Raw genomic sequence first — 14034 nt, forward strand, 5'->3', positions numbered from 1 at the left:
TTCTAGTGAGATACTTTATAAACAAAAAGAGGAGCTTAAAAGCTCCTCTCGATGAATATTTTAGAATCCGTAGTCTTGGTCTCCACCATTTCCTCCGGCATCTGCTCTACCTTCTTTTTCTTTAAATCCACCGAATCTGTAGGTGAAAGTCAGTGTGGCGATTCTACTTTCTCTTCTTCTCAGACTTTGTTGACTAAAGCCAATTCCAGAAGTCTCTACTTCGAATCGTCTGGTGTTAAAGACGTCACTGACATTCATACTGATGGTACCTTTGTCTTTCAAAATATCTCTTCTCAAACCCAGGTTGATAGAATAGAAATCTTTGAGGATTCCTTGTGCTAATGCGATAGGTCCTCTGTAGAAACCCTGTACTTGGATGTCTAATATCTCAGGAATTTTGATGTTTGACTGAAGGTTTAGTGACCAGCTGATATTGGCATTGTTGAAGTTGGTGCCCAAGCTATTGCCATTTACTTGCTGACGGAATAGGTTGTAAGTCAGTGTCGCATCGAAGTTGTTGCTAGGGGTGATTCTATTAATAAACTCCACACCAAAGGCAGTTCTACTGTCTAGGTTATCAAAAGTGACTGTTGAGACATTGTTTTCATCTACCGAGATCACTCTTTGGATGATATCCTGCGTATTTCTATAGAAGATCGATGAAGTGACAAATACTTTTTCCCAACCTTTCAAATAGCTTAACTCATAAGAGTCTGTCAACTCAGGGTCAAGCTCAGGATTACCAAATCGTATATTGAGCGGATCTGAATTATCTACAAATGGATTGAGGTTCCAAATGCTAGGTCTACGGATTCTTCTGCTGTAGTTTAGTTGGATATCCTGCTCTACACCAAGATTGTAAGAGAAAAAGACACTTGGAAATAGATTAGCGTAGTTGTTTTCAAATGGTTGCACTGTTTGACCTTGATCAGAGAAAGTGACTGATTCTGTGAGTGTCTGCTCAGCTCTTAAGCCAAACTGATAGCCAAACTTATTTATTTCATTCGTGTATATCGCATAGAGCGCGTGTACCTGCTCATCAAAGATGAATCTATTTGATAGGTCATTATTCAATTGGTACTCTTGAGCTTCATTGTCAAAGTTTTCAAAGAGTTGGTCCCTATCCACTTTTCTGAAAGTACTTCTATAGCCAGCTTCAAACTTACCAGTTTCGCTAAATGGGTTGATAAAGTCTGCTTGAACTATTGAGAAAGAATTAGCTCTTGTATTCGTATTTCTTTGAATAAATGGATCAAATGGAGCCTCAGTGAAATCTGGATTAAGTGCTCTTTGATCAAAGAACTCAAACTCATCTCTGCCATTTTCAGAATAGGAGGCTATGACAGATAGCTCTGTGCCAGAGGTATCAAACTTATGCATGAAGTTAGCTGCTACTTCATAGTTTGATCCTGATTCTCTTTGGAGATTATTTCTCACATACAAGCTGTCTATTTCTCTTTGAAAATTGAGATTTCTAAACTCGATACGCTCAGTGTCATTTTCATCTTCGGTGTTGTACACATAAGAAAGACCAAAAGAGGTATTATCAGTGATATTATAGTCAGCGCCTATTCTGAAGACATGGTCGATATCTTTTCTATCTCCACGAGTATTTTGATCTAGGAAAGTAGCTTGTTCAAAATTGGTATTTTCTCTAGAGTTTTCTCCGATATTAAATCGCTCGTTATATCTGTAGCTGTATCCTCCGAAGAAGTTAAATTTATTTTTGCGGTAATTTAAGTTAACACCGCCATTGTATTTATTTCTAGTTCCGACCGAAGCGTTTACGTTACCATTAAAGCCTTGGACTTGATCTTTTTTCAAGATGATGTTGATGATACCTCCAACACCCTCTGCGTCATATTTGGCAGATGGATTGGTGATCACCTCTACTTTAGCGATGATATTAGCAGGTAATTGGTCAAGAATAGCGCCTCTATCTGTTCCTGTAAGAGAAGAAGGCTTACCATCAATCAGCACGAGGATAGACCCACTACCTCTCAAGGCGATACCACCGTCTTGATCGACTGTGATAGAAGGGATAGTCTCTAAAATATCTGTAGCAGATCCACCCTCAGATACGATGCTGTTTTCTACATTAAAAGTTCGCTTATTGATATCACTTTCGAAGAGTGGCTTACTCGCTTGCACGACTACTTCTTCTAAGTTTTGACCTTCAGAGACGATAGCTAATTTACCTAAGTCTACATTCAGATTATTAGCAGACAAGTTGACAGTCTTAAATAAAGACTCATAACCTACAAAACTCAGTCTAAGGATATAATTACCTGTATTTAAGCCTCTGATCTGAAAGCTACCATCTAAATCGGTATTTGCTCCAGTGACTACTGTAGAGTCACTAGCTTTCAATAGTGCTGCGTTGGCAAACTCTACAGGCTTTTGATTAGACTTGTCTACTAAGACTCCTTTGATAGTCCCTTGCTGGGCATAAAGTCCCATCATACTAGTCAAAAGTACTGCTACAGTAATAATCCCTTTTTGTAAAAATAAACGCATGATCAATTTTCGATTTTGAATACATGTTTAAACACGTAAATTTCATACCATGTTTTCAAAATGAGACACTAGTTTTATAAGCGGTCGTTGAGTTGTCTGAATGGGGATTTCAATGTAAAGTTTTGATAATGTGTGTTTAATAAATAAAAAAGGCTGAAAACAAATGCTTTCAGCCTCTATATAAAAGTTTATTTGGTATTACATCTTTACGCTGTAGTTTGGCGCTTCTCTAGTCACCATGACATCGTGAGGGTGCGACTCTCTGACACCAGCAGCAGTGATTTTGACAAATTTACCATCTCGCTGTAAGTCTTCAATCGTCTTGGTACCACAGTATCCCATTCCCGCTTGCAATCCTCCTACTAGTTGATAGAGTACTTCAGAGACTAGACCTTTATAAGCGACACGTCCTACGATACCTTCTGGCACTAGCTTTTTGATATTGTCTTCGGCATCTTGGAAGTATCTGTCTTTAGATCCAGCCTCCATGGCATCAAGTGAGCCCATACCTCTGTATGATTTATATTTTCTGCCTTCAAAGATGATCACTTCACCAGGAGCCTCTTCTGTACCAGCAAGGAGAGAACCAATCATGATAGAGCTTCCTCCTGCTGCGATAGCTTTGACCAAGTCACCTGAGTAGCGTATACCACCATCTGCAATCACAGGTACTCCAGTACCTTCTAGCGCTTTGGCGCACTCAAATACAGCAGAGAGTTGTGGTACACCTACACCTGCGATGATACGTGTAGTACAGATAGAGCCAGGACCTACACCTACTTTGACAGCATCAGCTCCTGCATCTGCTAGCGCTTTAGCAGCTTCTCCTGTGGCTACATTACCTACGATGAGATCTAAGTCTGGGAAGGTTTGCTTTACTTTTTTAGCAGCATCTATGACACCTTTGCTATGACCATGGGCAGTGTCTATACTGACTACATCTACGCCTGCATTTTTGAGGGCAGTCACACGATCTATCAGATCAGGTGTCACACCTACTGCGGCTCCTACTCTTAGTCGGCCAAACTCATCTTTACATGCATGAGGCTTGTCTCTTCTTTTCAAGATATCCTTGTAAGTGATGAGTCCTGTGAGCTTGCCATGCTCATCTACGATAGGAAGTTTTTCGATTTTATATTCTTGCAGAATGCTCTCTGCTTCATTGAGTGTGATACCAAGTTTAGCGGTGATGAGGCCGTCTTTGGTCATGATGCCCTTCACCGGAAGTGTTGGATCCTTAATAAAGCGAAGGTCTCTATTGGTCACAATGCCTTTGAGCATGCCTTGGCTATCGATGACAGGGATACCACCGATTTTGTATTCGCGCATGATGTGTTCTGCATCAGCTACCTTGCCATCAATATGGAGTGTGACAGGGTCTAAGATCATCCCGCTTTGTGATCTTTTGACTTTACGCACTTGGGCAGCTTGTGCTTCTGTGCTCATGTTTTTATGGATGAATCCGATACCTCCCTCTAATGCTATCGCAATCGCTAGCTCTGCTTCTGTGACTGTATCCATAGCCGCAGATACCAAAGGGATGTTCAATCTGATGTTTCTAGTAAGCTGTGTGGAAGTTTGGGTTTCTCTAGGGAGTACTTCAGAGTAACCTGGTACGAGGAGCACATCATCATAAGTGAGTGCATCGAAGATAAATTTGTCGTTTGTGCTCATAGCAAATAGGATTATAGGAACCTTACTTGCCGGTCAAAATTACGCAAAAGCACTTGATCAAAAAATATATTTGGAAATATTATTTCAAATTTCGTTCTGAGTATGAAAAAATTAGAAGATTCTTTTGATAAATCTAAGACCTGATCATGGATTGACTATTTTATGATTAGCCTAAAAGAGCCACGCTTGACTTTTTATCCACAGCTAAAATGTTTAATTAGCACAAAATTTTAACCCATGTCTTTTCAAGATATATATATCAGCATGCAAGAAGGCTTCTCTGCCATGACTTGGCGAGAGTTGATCGCAGTGATTTTTGGCCTTGCAAGCGTGTGGTATTCTAAGCAAGAAAACATCCTAGTGTACCCTACAGGTCTAGTGTCTACCTTGATCTATGTGTGGATTTGTTTAGAAGTAGGGCTTTATGCAGACATGGGGATCAATGCCTACTATTTTGTGATGAGTATTTACGGATGGTATGCTTGGACGAGACCTACAGCAAGTGGTACCAGCCCTAAGATCACTTGGAATAGTCTCAATGAAAATATCCTGTCCATCACTATCCTACTCATTTCTTACGCCATTCTATATTGGGTATTGTCAAACTACACAGACAGTGATGTGCCTTATTGGGACTCCTTTACTACCGCGAGTGCCTTTGTAGGGATGTGGCTGATGGCCAAAAAGAAAGTGGAAAACTGGATCGCTTGGATCATCACAGACTTAGTATCTGTTCCTTTGTATGCCTACAAAAATCTTTGGCTCACAAGTTTTCAATTCTTAGTATTCACAGGACTAGCCATCTGGGGACTTGATGCCTGGATAAAATCAGCTAGACAAGCCAATACCAATCATGCGTAAAGTAGTCATCATCGGGCCCGAGTCAACAGGGAAAAGTACGCTTACTTCTGCTCTAGCCGAGCATTTTGCAGCGCCTGCGGTGCCTGAGTATGCTAGAGAGTATTTGATCAAAAGAGGCGGTAGATATGTTAAAGCAGATTTATTAGAAATCGCCAAGGGTCAAATGGCACTTGAAGATCAGCTAGCTTATCGAGCTGATGATTGGCTATTTTGTGATACGGACTTGCATGTGGTCAAGGTATGGAGTGAACATAAGTATGGCACCTGTGATCCGTGGATACTCCACCAAATCAAAGAAAGGTCCTATGATACCTATTTGGTCACAGATATCGATATGCCTTGGGAAGCTGATCCACTCAGAGAACACCCTGATCCAAAGATGCGCCAATACTTTTTTAATCTTTATGTTAAACTAGTCAAGCAAACAGGTAAACCCTATCAAATCATTAGTGGTACGGTAGAGGAAAGATTGGCTCAAGCGATTAGTTTTTTGACAGCTTAGGACAAATACAAAGTACTGGGTATTTGGCAGAGAGGATAACTTCCTTATTTTTAGTGCTTATCTAAACAACTATGGAAAAAGAAAGACAATCTGCAGCTGATGAAAAATTAGCTTTTGAAGATTTTAAAAAAATGATCAATCGCTACAATAGCGAGATTAAAGCAGGCAAAGCAGGTAAAGGTCCTGCTAGATCTACTCCAGGTAACCCACCCAATAGAGAAGATATCAAAAACCAATCAAAGTGGGTCTGGTTTGATCGCGATACTTTAGAAAAGCTACTAGCACTTACGGATAGAAATGATGGTGGTATCAAGATGTATTTTTGTCAGTATGATGAAGAGACAGCTCCTCCCAAAAATCCAAATAAGTATATTGGTAGACTTACATTAGCGCTTGTAGCTTCTAATAAAGTAGGTGATGAGATCGTAGATATCAAACCAAGCCCGGTACAAAAATCATTAGTAATACCGCATGTGCTAGATAAATCTGATAGCTTAGAAAATGCAGGTCAACTCTGCCCTCCTAACTGCAATAGTGATCCTTGTTCAGATTTGGCGGATTTAGATAACTGCCCTGAATAGTCTATATGCTATCGATCATCTACCAGTATGTGCTTTTTTTAGGACTGCTTTTGGCATTGCTATATTATATCTTGCCCAAAAAAGAAGCCCCGCAAACTTATCATTTTGTAATCACAACACTCTTAGCGGTGGTGCTGATAGTGGAGACCTATGGCTATACACTCAATGTCAAAGGACAGTATAATCTCTGGGTTTATAACCTCTTCAACCCACTTCTCATGGGTGGATTTTTGCTCTATTTTTATTTGATACTGCATGGCACTCTAGTCAAGAAGTTTGTCATATCAGCTATCATCCTAGTGATCTCAGTAGGCCTGATTTCTAATTTATTCATTGATATCCAGACCAACTTTAATGCTTCCTCTTTTTTATTAGGTTATGCAGCATGTTTGATTTTTGCCGTGTATTTTTTCTATGAGCTTTTCGCAGAGGAAAGCTTGATTGAATTGCACTTGCTGAGCTACACACCTTTTTGGATGACCAGCTTCATGTTGTTTTATTTTGCGGGGACGCTGATCTATTTTATTTCTGTCAATTATCTATTTACGCTCAGCATGGAAGTAGCGCTCCGTTTATTTTTGATCAATCAGATCATGGGCATGACACTATATCTGGCGATCGGTCTAGCTTTTCATGCACCATGGCTAAAAAAACCTAGAAAACGAGATGAAGACCTTGGATTAGGCTTGCCAAAGGATATCTTTAAGTCAAAAGAAGACCAAAAAGCTTGAATCTATGGAGCAGGATTACTCTCAGATCACTTTTATCATACTAGCGAGTACTTTTTTTATGCTATTGATGGCGGGATTTATCATCCTGCTAGTATTCATTCACCGCAATAGACAGCTCAAAAACAGACAAAAAGTAGCAGAGTTGAAAGCTACGCATGAGCAAATCCTACTGACTTCAAGACTTGAAATGCAGGAGGAAACGCTTCATTTAGTGGGGCAGGAGCTTCATGATAATATTGGTCAAATACTATCTCTCGTCAAGCTCAACCTGACGCACAATTTGGAAGATGAAGCAAATCAAGCAAAACCATTACTTTCTCAAGCGATCAAGGAAGTCCGCGCACTGTCCAAAAGACTCAATCTCAGCTGGGCAGAGGAGATTTCTTTGCAAGCATTTATACATCAGGAGCTGGATAAGATAGAAAATACAGGCCTTATCAAAACGGTTCGTGAAGTAGCTGAGGAGTCATCAGCCTTGCTCACCAATCGAAAAGTAGTTCTTTTTAGAATCATCCAAGAGGTGCTTAACAATGTCCTCAAGCATGCACAAGCAGATAAAATCACCTTTAAGCTAGCTACTCAAGGTGATCAACTCATGATCGAAATCAGTGATAATGGAGTCGGCTTCGATATAGCAGAAAAAAGCACAGGAAGTGGACTTTATAACTTGCACAGTAGAGCCATGGCTATAGGAGGAGACTTTCAAATTCAAAGCCTTTCTGGCCTCGGAACAAATGTCAAAATAAAATTGCCTCTACTCTGATTATACGCTATCTTCAAGCAAAGATTGACTTGAAATGATAAGACTCGTACTTGCGGATGATCATACTTTATTTGCCGAAGGAGTAGCTAATCTACTTCGCAAAGAATCGGATTTTGAAGTGCAAGGAGTGTTTAATAACGGTCTAAGTGCACTGCGTCATCTGGAGAAAATGCAGTCGGATATCATCCTATTAGATCTCAATATGCCTGATATGGACGGCATCGCTACACTCAAGGAGATTAAGTCTCGTAGACTGCCCGTCAAAGTCATCATCCTCTCTATGTATGATGAAGAAAACATCTTCAAAAGCTGTGAAAAGGAAGGAATAAGTGCTTACATCCTCAAAGATGCAGATCCTGATGAGCTCATTTATATCATCAGAGAGGTATTTGAAGATAGACACTTGCTGAGCTACCAGCGTGTACTTAAGCAAGTAGATGAAGACGCTTTTTATGATAGCTATAAGAAAAAGCTGAAACTTTCTCGTAGAGAAATCGAAATTCTCAAGCTCATCAAGGATGGAAAAACCAATAATGAAATTGCTGAAGAGTTATTTTTGAGTGTTTTCACGGTAGAGACTCATCGCAAAAACATCAATGCTAAAATTGGAGCTAAAAATCTCGCTGATCTGATCCGTGTAGCCCTCGAATTAAATCTTTGATCAAAAAGTGCTTAGGCATGTACTTTGCTGATGGATGTGCAAAAAGTAAATACATGCAGTTTAAACAGTTTTCTTTAGGTCTATTGCTGGTTTTTACCACTTTGTCAGTAGCCGCTCAGCAATCCGAAAAGTTAGAAAAACTCCTTCAAGAACGCTACTTGCTAAATGAAGCTTGGGAAGAAAGTCAAAAGCAAAAAAGTGGTTTTTTTGGCAATCGTACCAAAGCTGATATGCAAAAGACCATCAGCACTCTAGAGCGTATCTTAAGAAAGGACAATGAAATAGTGGATGAACTCACCATCCTGACTAAAAATGAGAAGTTTGACTTAGTGGGAGAAAATGCCGACCTCGCTAATCAAGTACTGCTTCTCAATAGAAAATTAGCCAACGCACAACAAGCCTATCAAGATGCACAATATCGTGTAGACAATGAAGGTGGGACAAGGAGGTTCTTTGAAATACTCTCATTACTTGGAGTAGCTGGCACAGGAGTATTTGGCTGGCTATACTGGAAGCAACGCAAGTCTTTGATGCTCTCTAGTGTAGAAAAAAATTAATTAATCTGTGAGCTACAATAAAGCCATTATTTTGCTAGTTTAGCTATCGTAAGCCCCCTATTAAGCTTATTGTTTCACTTTAAAACCTTTCATATGAATAAGCTGAGGCATTTTCTATGGCTTTGCTCTGGGGCGCATTTTTCTTTGCTTAAAAGAGCCCCTACAGATACTGAAAAGTATGCAGGCATCGGAGCCACTATTTTTTTTACAGGACTACTAGCCGCCATCTCTGCTGGATATGCACTATATACAGTCTTTGATCAAGTATGGATAGCTGCACTGTTTGGCTTGGTTTGGGGACTGATGATTTTCAACCTAGATCGCTACATTGTGTCAAGCATGAAAAAGAGCGATCAAAAGTGGCAAGAGTGGAAGACTGCAACTCCAAGAATCTTCTTGGCGGTTTTGTTGGCCATAGTCATCTCTAAGCCACTTGAGCTGAAAATCTTCGAAAAAGAGATCCAAGCAGAACTCATCATCCAAGAGCAAGCAATCTGGAAGCAACAAGAAGATACGCTCAGAGCACGCTATGGAGAACAGCTAGCACGACTAGATAGTCAGATCATACAACAAGAACGTGCGATAGTGGCTCAAAAAGCCAAAAGAGATCAGTTGGAAATGCTAGCACTCCAAGAAGCTGATGGGACAGGGGGCTCTAGAAGACCTAATCTCGGCCCGATATACTTGGCTAAAAAAGCAGATGCTAACAAAGCTGACTTAGAACTCCAAGCCATGGAACTAGCACTCAGTGAAACGCAAATGCAAAAAGGACAGCTAGACCAAAGTATCAATGCGGAGATCATAGCGCTTGAGCGCAAGCCTTACAATGGTCTCGCTGCACAGTTAGATGCCCTACAGATCCTCACCAAAAAAAGTACGGCTATATTTTGGGCGAATTGGTTCATCATGTTGCTATTCATAGCCATAGAGACTGCGCCAGTTTTTGTGAAGTTGATCTCTAGCCGTGGACCTTATGATGATCTTTTGGAACCTGTTGAGCACAACTACTCTAAACGAAAAGTCAGACTCATGGCTAAGTCAAATTTTGATACGGAGAATTACCTAGAGGCACTAAATCAGGATAAATCAAAAGAAGTAGCCAGAAAATCAGCCCAGCTTCATCAAGCTCAAGAGGTATAAAAAAAGGTTGTCAGTTCACTGAGAGCCTTTTTTGATTAGTCTATGATCATATTTGGCCTATTGGCTTGCTTGCGCAACGTAAAGTGATCAAACAGCTCACCAGTGACTTTGTAGGCATTGTACTTGAGCTCATCTCCATCGATGCTGATCAACTGATAAAGCTGCGTTTGCATGATGCCTTTGTCCCACCAGGCATCCTCTCCATGCTCATACATCTTAGGGCCACTGACAGAGACGACATACATCGTTCCCGTCCATTGGTCTTGCGTTTGCACACCGATAGGCGCATTGTTTCCTCTGGCGTAAGTATGGTCATGACCTTGTAGGATCAGATCTACTTTATAAGCATCAAATATAGGCTTGAAGGAATCTCTCAGCTCTTTATTGTCCCTTCCGCGAGCGGTAGAGTACACAGGATGGTGAAAGGTGATGATCGTCCACTTATTTGGATTGTTCTCAAGTACTTTTTTGAGCCACTCGGCCTGTACTTGTCTATCTACCTCGCTGCCAATGATGCGATAGGAGTCTAGAGAGATGATACGCACACCTTGGTAGTCGATATAGTAGACAGTCTCTTCAAATCCAGCTGGACCATTTGCAGGCAGGCTAAAAGTCGCTTGCCAGTAAGGGTTTAGTTGTCCACGTCTATTTGGCCCGTAGTATTCATGGTTGCCAGGAGTGACGATACTTGGGATCATCCCATGGATGAAGCTTCCAGCATAAAACCACTCATCCCACTCTTGATTGATCTGGTAGCCATTGATCAAGTCACCCGCGTGGAGCATAAAGTTCGCCTTAGGCAGATCACTGTAAGCTTGTCTGATGGCACGAGACCACATGGACTTGAGGTCGTTTTGTGCATCTCCAAAGTAGATAAAAGAGAAGGGCTTAGCCTCAGCAGCGGCAGTTTTGTACTGTAGCCATTCGCTCCAGACTTCTCCATCTCCTACTCGATAGGCATAGAGGGTCTCTGGCTGGAGACCAGTGAAGTTGACTGAGTGAAACTGACTGACTAAGCTATCAAAATCAACGATGGTACTCTTGGCCATCACAGTTTTTGCACTGTCTTTGAGCGTAGGTGCTGCTGTAGCGAGTGTGATCTGAGCCTGAGCTGGGGCATCACTTGGTGCCGTCCGCCAAGTCACCGCTACAGAGGTAGCAGGATCTGTCATCATGTTGAGGATGATGCGGTCTGGCGTCTGTGCGGGTTGCTTTAGCTGTGCTTGAGCCGCAAAACTTCCAGCCAAAAACAAAGAGAGTAGTATTTTTTTCATGGTATTGTCGCTTGTCAAAAGCCAAAAATGCGATAAAAATGCTTGAAAACCATGATTTACGTAAAGCTTAACAAAAGGGTAATGAATGATTACTTAAGGATTGGGGGAAAGTAAAAAGTCAAAAATCACCTTTTTTCTTTATATTGAAAATCAAATATTTATAAGTTCAATTTTACAGAATGACATGCAGTTAAAAACAGCTTTAGATTTTTTCAATAGTTTAAGATCTGATACAGAAGACAAGAAAGCCTTAAAACTATATGATCAGTATATTTTGATCTTGGAAGATCTAGTAAATAGAGAGCTGACAGCCACCCAAATACAAGTGATAGAGCGGGAACTTGAAAAACTACCGATGGATGTCGCTCTCGCAGATCGTAAGGCTTCCTTAAAAAAGTATCTCGCCACTTTTCAAAAATTCTTAAATCAAAAAATCGCTTTGGTGATGAAAGGTCATTACTCCAATGCATTTGGTGGTGGCGGACTACTTTTTGGAATGATACTAGGATTATTCTTCAATGTGTTTTTGCAAACACAGTTTGGCTTAATAGCGGGGACAGTTGGAGGGCTATTTATAGGATGGATGATAGGCTCCTCTTTAGATAAAGAAGCAATTGGTCAAGGACGTGTTCTGGGAGCACCCGCTAAATTGGTATAAACACAATAACTAAAAAAGACATGGGAATATTTTCAGCCCTGATGGGCAATGCAGGGGCAGTGAGCCAAGAAGAATTGATGAAAAAGTACGGTCAACTGCTGATAGAGGGCGAGCAGATTGAACTTGGATTCAAACTGATCAGAGATACCTTTATTTTTAGCAACAAGCGACTCATCTTAGTGGAGGTGCAAGGCCTCACTGGGAGCAAGACTGAGTATAAATCCATTACTTACAAGAGCATCTCACGCTTTAGCATAGAGACAGCGGGTACATTTGACTTAGATGCGGAATTGAAAATCTGGATCTCAAGTGAGGCCCAACCAAGTATCAAAAAGCAATTCAACAAATCAGTCAATGTTTATGAGGTGCAAAAAGTACTGGCACATCATGTAGTGGGTTGAGGAAAGTGAGGATTATATTTAATGTTCAAAACCTACGAATGCACAAATGACTTTCTATTAGTGCATTCGTGGCTTTATCTTATTCCATTCCAGGCTGTGTGATTTTCTCCCCCTTTTCTTCTTTGATCTTTTGCACCATCAAGCGGACATCTTCGAGAAGCTGCTTAGCGTCATAGATGATCCCGTCTTTGATTGTGTATTTTACACCACCGATGCGTACAGGTTGATTTTCCTCATTGAGACTGATGGCTCCTGTGCCGTAGAGCACTTTGAAGTTTTGTAAAGGATTTTCTTCTACGATCACAAAGTCTGCTAGTTTGCCTACTTCCACAGAGCCGATCTTATCTGCCATACCGAGTGCCTCCGCGCCATTGAGCGTAGCAGATCGAATGACTTCTAGCGGATGAAAGCCCGCCTCACGCAGGAGCTCAAGCTCACGAATATAGGCAAAGCCATAGAGCTGGTAGATGAAGCCCGAGTCAGAACCTGCTGTTACTCGACCGCCTCTATTTTTGTACTCATTGACAAAGGTCATCCAGAGGCGATAGTTTTCCTTCCACTGCACCTCTTGCTCTGTACCCCAGTTGAACCAGTATGATCCATGTGAGATGCGGCTAGGACTATAAAATCTCCATAAAGAAGGCAGCGTGTAGTCATCATGCCACTCAGCTCTGCGAACCATCATCAGGTCACGATTGGCTTCATAGATATTGAAAGTAGGATCTAGGGTAAAGTCCAGCGAGATGAGTTCATCCATGACTTTATTCCAGTGCTCACTGTAAGGTGAAGCAGCTTGTTTCCAAAGCTTGCCGGCTTCGGAGAAGCGATGCTCTTCATTTTGATAGTTGTAGTCGAGGCGATAGTCTTGCACTGTACGATCAGTAAAGAGCGCTTCAGGCAGTCCATACCAGTGTTCCATAGAGGTGAGTCCTGCACGTGCTGAGTTGAGGACATTCCAGCGAGCTACATCCATTTGTGCATGGTGCATGGCAGAGCGAAGTCCCAGTTTCTTATTTTCCTCGAGAGCTGCTTGCATGATATCTGGTGCTGCTCCGAAAAATTTGATGCCATCTGCACCATTTTTAGCATTTTGCTGTACCCAAGCACGTGCTGCTGCGGGACTTTCTATGCTACCAGCTCCCTGACCAAAGCTCGTATAAGCTAGGATTCTTGGGGCAGTGATTTCATTTTTTGCGCTTTTGGCTTTTTGATCTAGCACCCATTTGAGGCCATTGCCTGCGGAGGGATCTCGGATAGTGGTGATCCCGTGAGCCATCCACAGCTTGAACACATACTCTGCTGGCGTGCCTTGACCTGAGCCTCCTATGTGACCATGCATATCAACAAAGCCAGGGAGTAGATACATCCCTGTAGCATCCAGCACTTTATCATTGGGGCCTGCCTTGGGTCTGCGGGCTTCGTTGATCGGGACACCTGGGTATCCGACTGTCTGTACACTTTTGATGATGTTTTGCTCTACTACGATGTCTACAGGGCCGATGGGCGGGGCTCCATTGCCGTTGATGAGGGTGACTCCTCGGATGATGAGCTTATTAAAAGGGCCTTCTCCTTCAGCTCGAGCGGGCGCTTCTTGTATCTGTGCATGGACTAGAGTAGCCACTAGCAGGCATAAGAAAGCAAATAGGTAAGTGGTGATTTTCTTCATAATCTTCCGTGTTTGACTACTCAAGATAAGCTATCCTTGGCTTAACCG

14 protein-coding genes are annotated in these 14034 nt (G+C 41.6%); 10 read left to right on the forward strand and 4 right to left on the reverse strand.

Annotated features, from left to right (window positions below):
- Positions 1-60: 60 nt before the first annotated feature.
- Positions 61-2517 (reverse strand): TonB-dependent receptor, encoded by a 2457-nt coding sequence (locus I5349_RS07205; protein ID WP_226390070.1) that lies wholly within the window; start codon positions 2515-2517, stop codon positions 61-63.
- A 198-nt stretch (positions 2518-2715) separates the two neighbouring features.
- Positions 2716-4191, reverse strand: a complete 1476-nt coding sequence (gene guaB / locus I5349_RS07210; RefSeq protein ID WP_226390071.1) for an IMP dehydrogenase — start codon at positions 4189-4191, stop codon at positions 2716-2718.
- 237 nt (positions 4192-4428) lie between these two features.
- On the opposite strand from guaB, the gene pnuC reads away from it, so the two are divergent.
- The 8 genes from pnuC (at position 4429) to I5349_RS07250 (ending at position 9987) form a co-directional block, all read left to right on the forward strand.
- Positions 4429-5052, forward strand: a complete 624-nt coding sequence (gene pnuC / locus I5349_RS07215; RefSeq protein ID WP_226390072.1) for a nicotinamide riboside transporter PnuC — start codon at positions 4429-4431, stop codon at positions 5050-5052.
- Entirely contained in the window at positions 5045-5554 is a 510-nt protein-coding gene (locus tag I5349_RS07220; RefSeq protein ID WP_226390073.1) for an AAA family ATPase, read from the forward strand. Before pnuC ends, I5349_RS07220 begins: the two co-directional genes overlap by 8 nt.
- A gap of 71 nt (positions 5555-5625) precedes the next feature.
- Complete coding sequence (locus I5349_RS07225; RefSeq protein WP_226390074.1) at positions 5626-6135, forward strand: hypothetical protein; 510 nt, start codon at positions 5626-5628, stop codon at positions 6133-6135.
- A gap of 5 nt (positions 6136-6140) precedes the next feature.
- Positions 6141-6866 (forward strand): hypothetical protein, encoded by a 726-nt coding sequence (locus tag I5349_RS07230; protein ID WP_226390075.1) that lies wholly within the window; start codon positions 6141-6143, stop codon positions 6864-6866.
- A 4-nt stretch (positions 6867-6870) separates the two neighbouring features.
- Positions 6871-7629, forward strand: coding sequence for a sensor histidine kinase (locus I5349_RS07235; RefSeq protein ID WP_226390076.1), 759 nt, complete (start codon positions 6871-6873; stop codon positions 7627-7629).
- Between the two features lie 34 nt (positions 7630-7663).
- Entirely contained in the window at positions 7664-8290 is a 627-nt protein-coding gene (locus I5349_RS07240) for a response regulator transcription factor (RefSeq protein WP_226390077.1), read from the forward strand.
- Positions 8291-8343: 53 nt separating this feature from the next.
- Positions 8344-8847 (forward strand): hypothetical protein, encoded by a 504-nt coding sequence (locus I5349_RS07245; RefSeq protein WP_226390078.1) that lies wholly within the window; start codon positions 8344-8346, stop codon positions 8845-8847.
- Positions 8848-8940: 93 nt separating this feature from the next.
- Entirely contained in the window at positions 8941-9987 is a 1047-nt protein-coding gene (locus I5349_RS07250; protein ID WP_226390079.1) for a DUF4407 domain-containing protein, read from the forward strand.
- Between the two features lie 35 nt (positions 9988-10022).
- On the opposite strand, the gene I5349_RS07255 is transcribed toward I5349_RS07250, so the two are convergent.
- Complete coding sequence (locus I5349_RS07255) at positions 10023-11261, reverse strand: purple acid phosphatase family protein (RefSeq protein ID WP_226390080.1); 1239 nt, start codon at positions 11259-11261, stop codon at positions 10023-10025.
- 184 nt (positions 11262-11445) lie between these two features.
- Here I5349_RS07255 and I5349_RS07260 point away from each other — a divergent pair, with 184 nt between their 5' ends.
- Positions 11446-11919, forward strand: a complete 474-nt coding sequence (locus tag I5349_RS07260) for a hypothetical protein (RefSeq protein ID WP_226390081.1) — start codon at positions 11446-11448, stop codon at positions 11917-11919.
- 20 nt (positions 11920-11939) lie between these two features.
- Positions 11940-12320, forward strand: coding sequence for a PH domain-containing protein (locus I5349_RS07265; RefSeq protein WP_226390082.1), 381 nt, complete (start codon positions 11940-11942; stop codon positions 12318-12320).
- A gap of 79 nt (positions 12321-12399) precedes the next feature.
- Here I5349_RS07265 and I5349_RS07270 read toward each other — a convergent pair whose 3' ends face one another.
- Positions 12400-13986 carry an amidohydrolase family protein gene (locus tag I5349_RS07270; protein WP_226390083.1) on the reverse strand — a complete coding sequence of 529 codons (1587 nt, stop codon included), beginning with the start codon at positions 13984-13986 and terminating at the stop codon, positions 12400-12402.
- Positions 13987-14034 lie beyond the last annotated feature (48 nt).

Source organism: Penaeicola halotolerans (genome assembly GCF_016464625.1).
In the GTDB taxonomy this organism is placed as follows: Bacteria; Bacteroidota; Bacteroidia; order Cytophagales; family Cyclobacteriaceae; genus Penaeicola; species Penaeicola halotolerans.

Bases quoted from the DNA above. Each gene is read 5' to 3' on its own strand.
- I5349_RS07240 (WP_226390077.1), top strand. From the start codon at position 7,664: ATGATAAGACTCGTACTTGCGGATGATCATACTTTATTTGCCGAAGGA.
- I5349_RS07220 (WP_226390073.1), top strand. From the start codon at position 5,045: ATGCGTAAAGTAGTCATCATCGGGCCCGAGTCAACAGGGAAAAGTACG.
- I5349_RS07230 (WP_226390075.1), top strand. From the start codon at position 6,141: ATGCTATCGATCATCTACCAGTATGTGCTTTTTTTAGGACTGCTTTTG.
- I5349_RS07225 (WP_226390074.1), top strand. From the start codon at position 5,626: ATGGAAAAAGAAAGACAATCTGCAGCTGATGAAAAATTAGCTTTTGAA.
- pnuC (WP_226390072.1), top strand. From the start codon at position 4,429: ATGTCTTTTCAAGATATATATATCAGCATGCAAGAAGGCTTCTCTGCC.
- I5349_RS07265 (WP_226390082.1), top strand. From the start codon at position 11,940: ATGGGAATATTTTCAGCCCTGATGGGCAATGCAGGGGCAGTGAGCCAA.
- I5349_RS07245 (WP_226390078.1), top strand. From the start codon at position 8,344: ATGCAGTTTAAACAGTTTTCTTTAGGTCTATTGCTGGTTTTTACCACT.
- I5349_RS07235 (WP_226390076.1), top strand. From the start codon at position 6,871: ATGGAGCAGGATTACTCTCAGATCACTTTTATCATACTAGCGAGTACT.
- I5349_RS07255 (WP_226390080.1), bottom strand. From the start codon at position 11,261: ATGAAAAAAATACTACTCTCTTTGTTTTTGGCTGGAAGTTTTGCGGCT.
- I5349_RS07205 (WP_226390070.1), bottom strand. From the start codon at position 2,517: ATGCGTTTATTTTTACAAAAAGGGATTATTACTGTAGCAGTACTTTTG.
- I5349_RS07250 (WP_226390079.1), top strand. From the start codon at position 8,941: ATGAATAAGCTGAGGCATTTTCTATGGCTTTGCTCTGGGGCGCATTTT.
- I5349_RS07260 (WP_226390081.1), top strand. From the start codon at position 11,446: ATGCAGTTAAAAACAGCTTTAGATTTTTTCAATAGTTTAAGATCTGAT.
- I5349_RS07270 (WP_226390083.1), bottom strand. From the start codon at position 13,986: ATGAAGAAAATCACCACTTACCTATTTGCTTTCTTATGCCTGCTAGTG.
- guaB (WP_226390071.1), bottom strand. From the start codon at position 4,191: ATGAGCACAAACGACAAATTTATCTTCGATGCACTCACTTATGATGAT.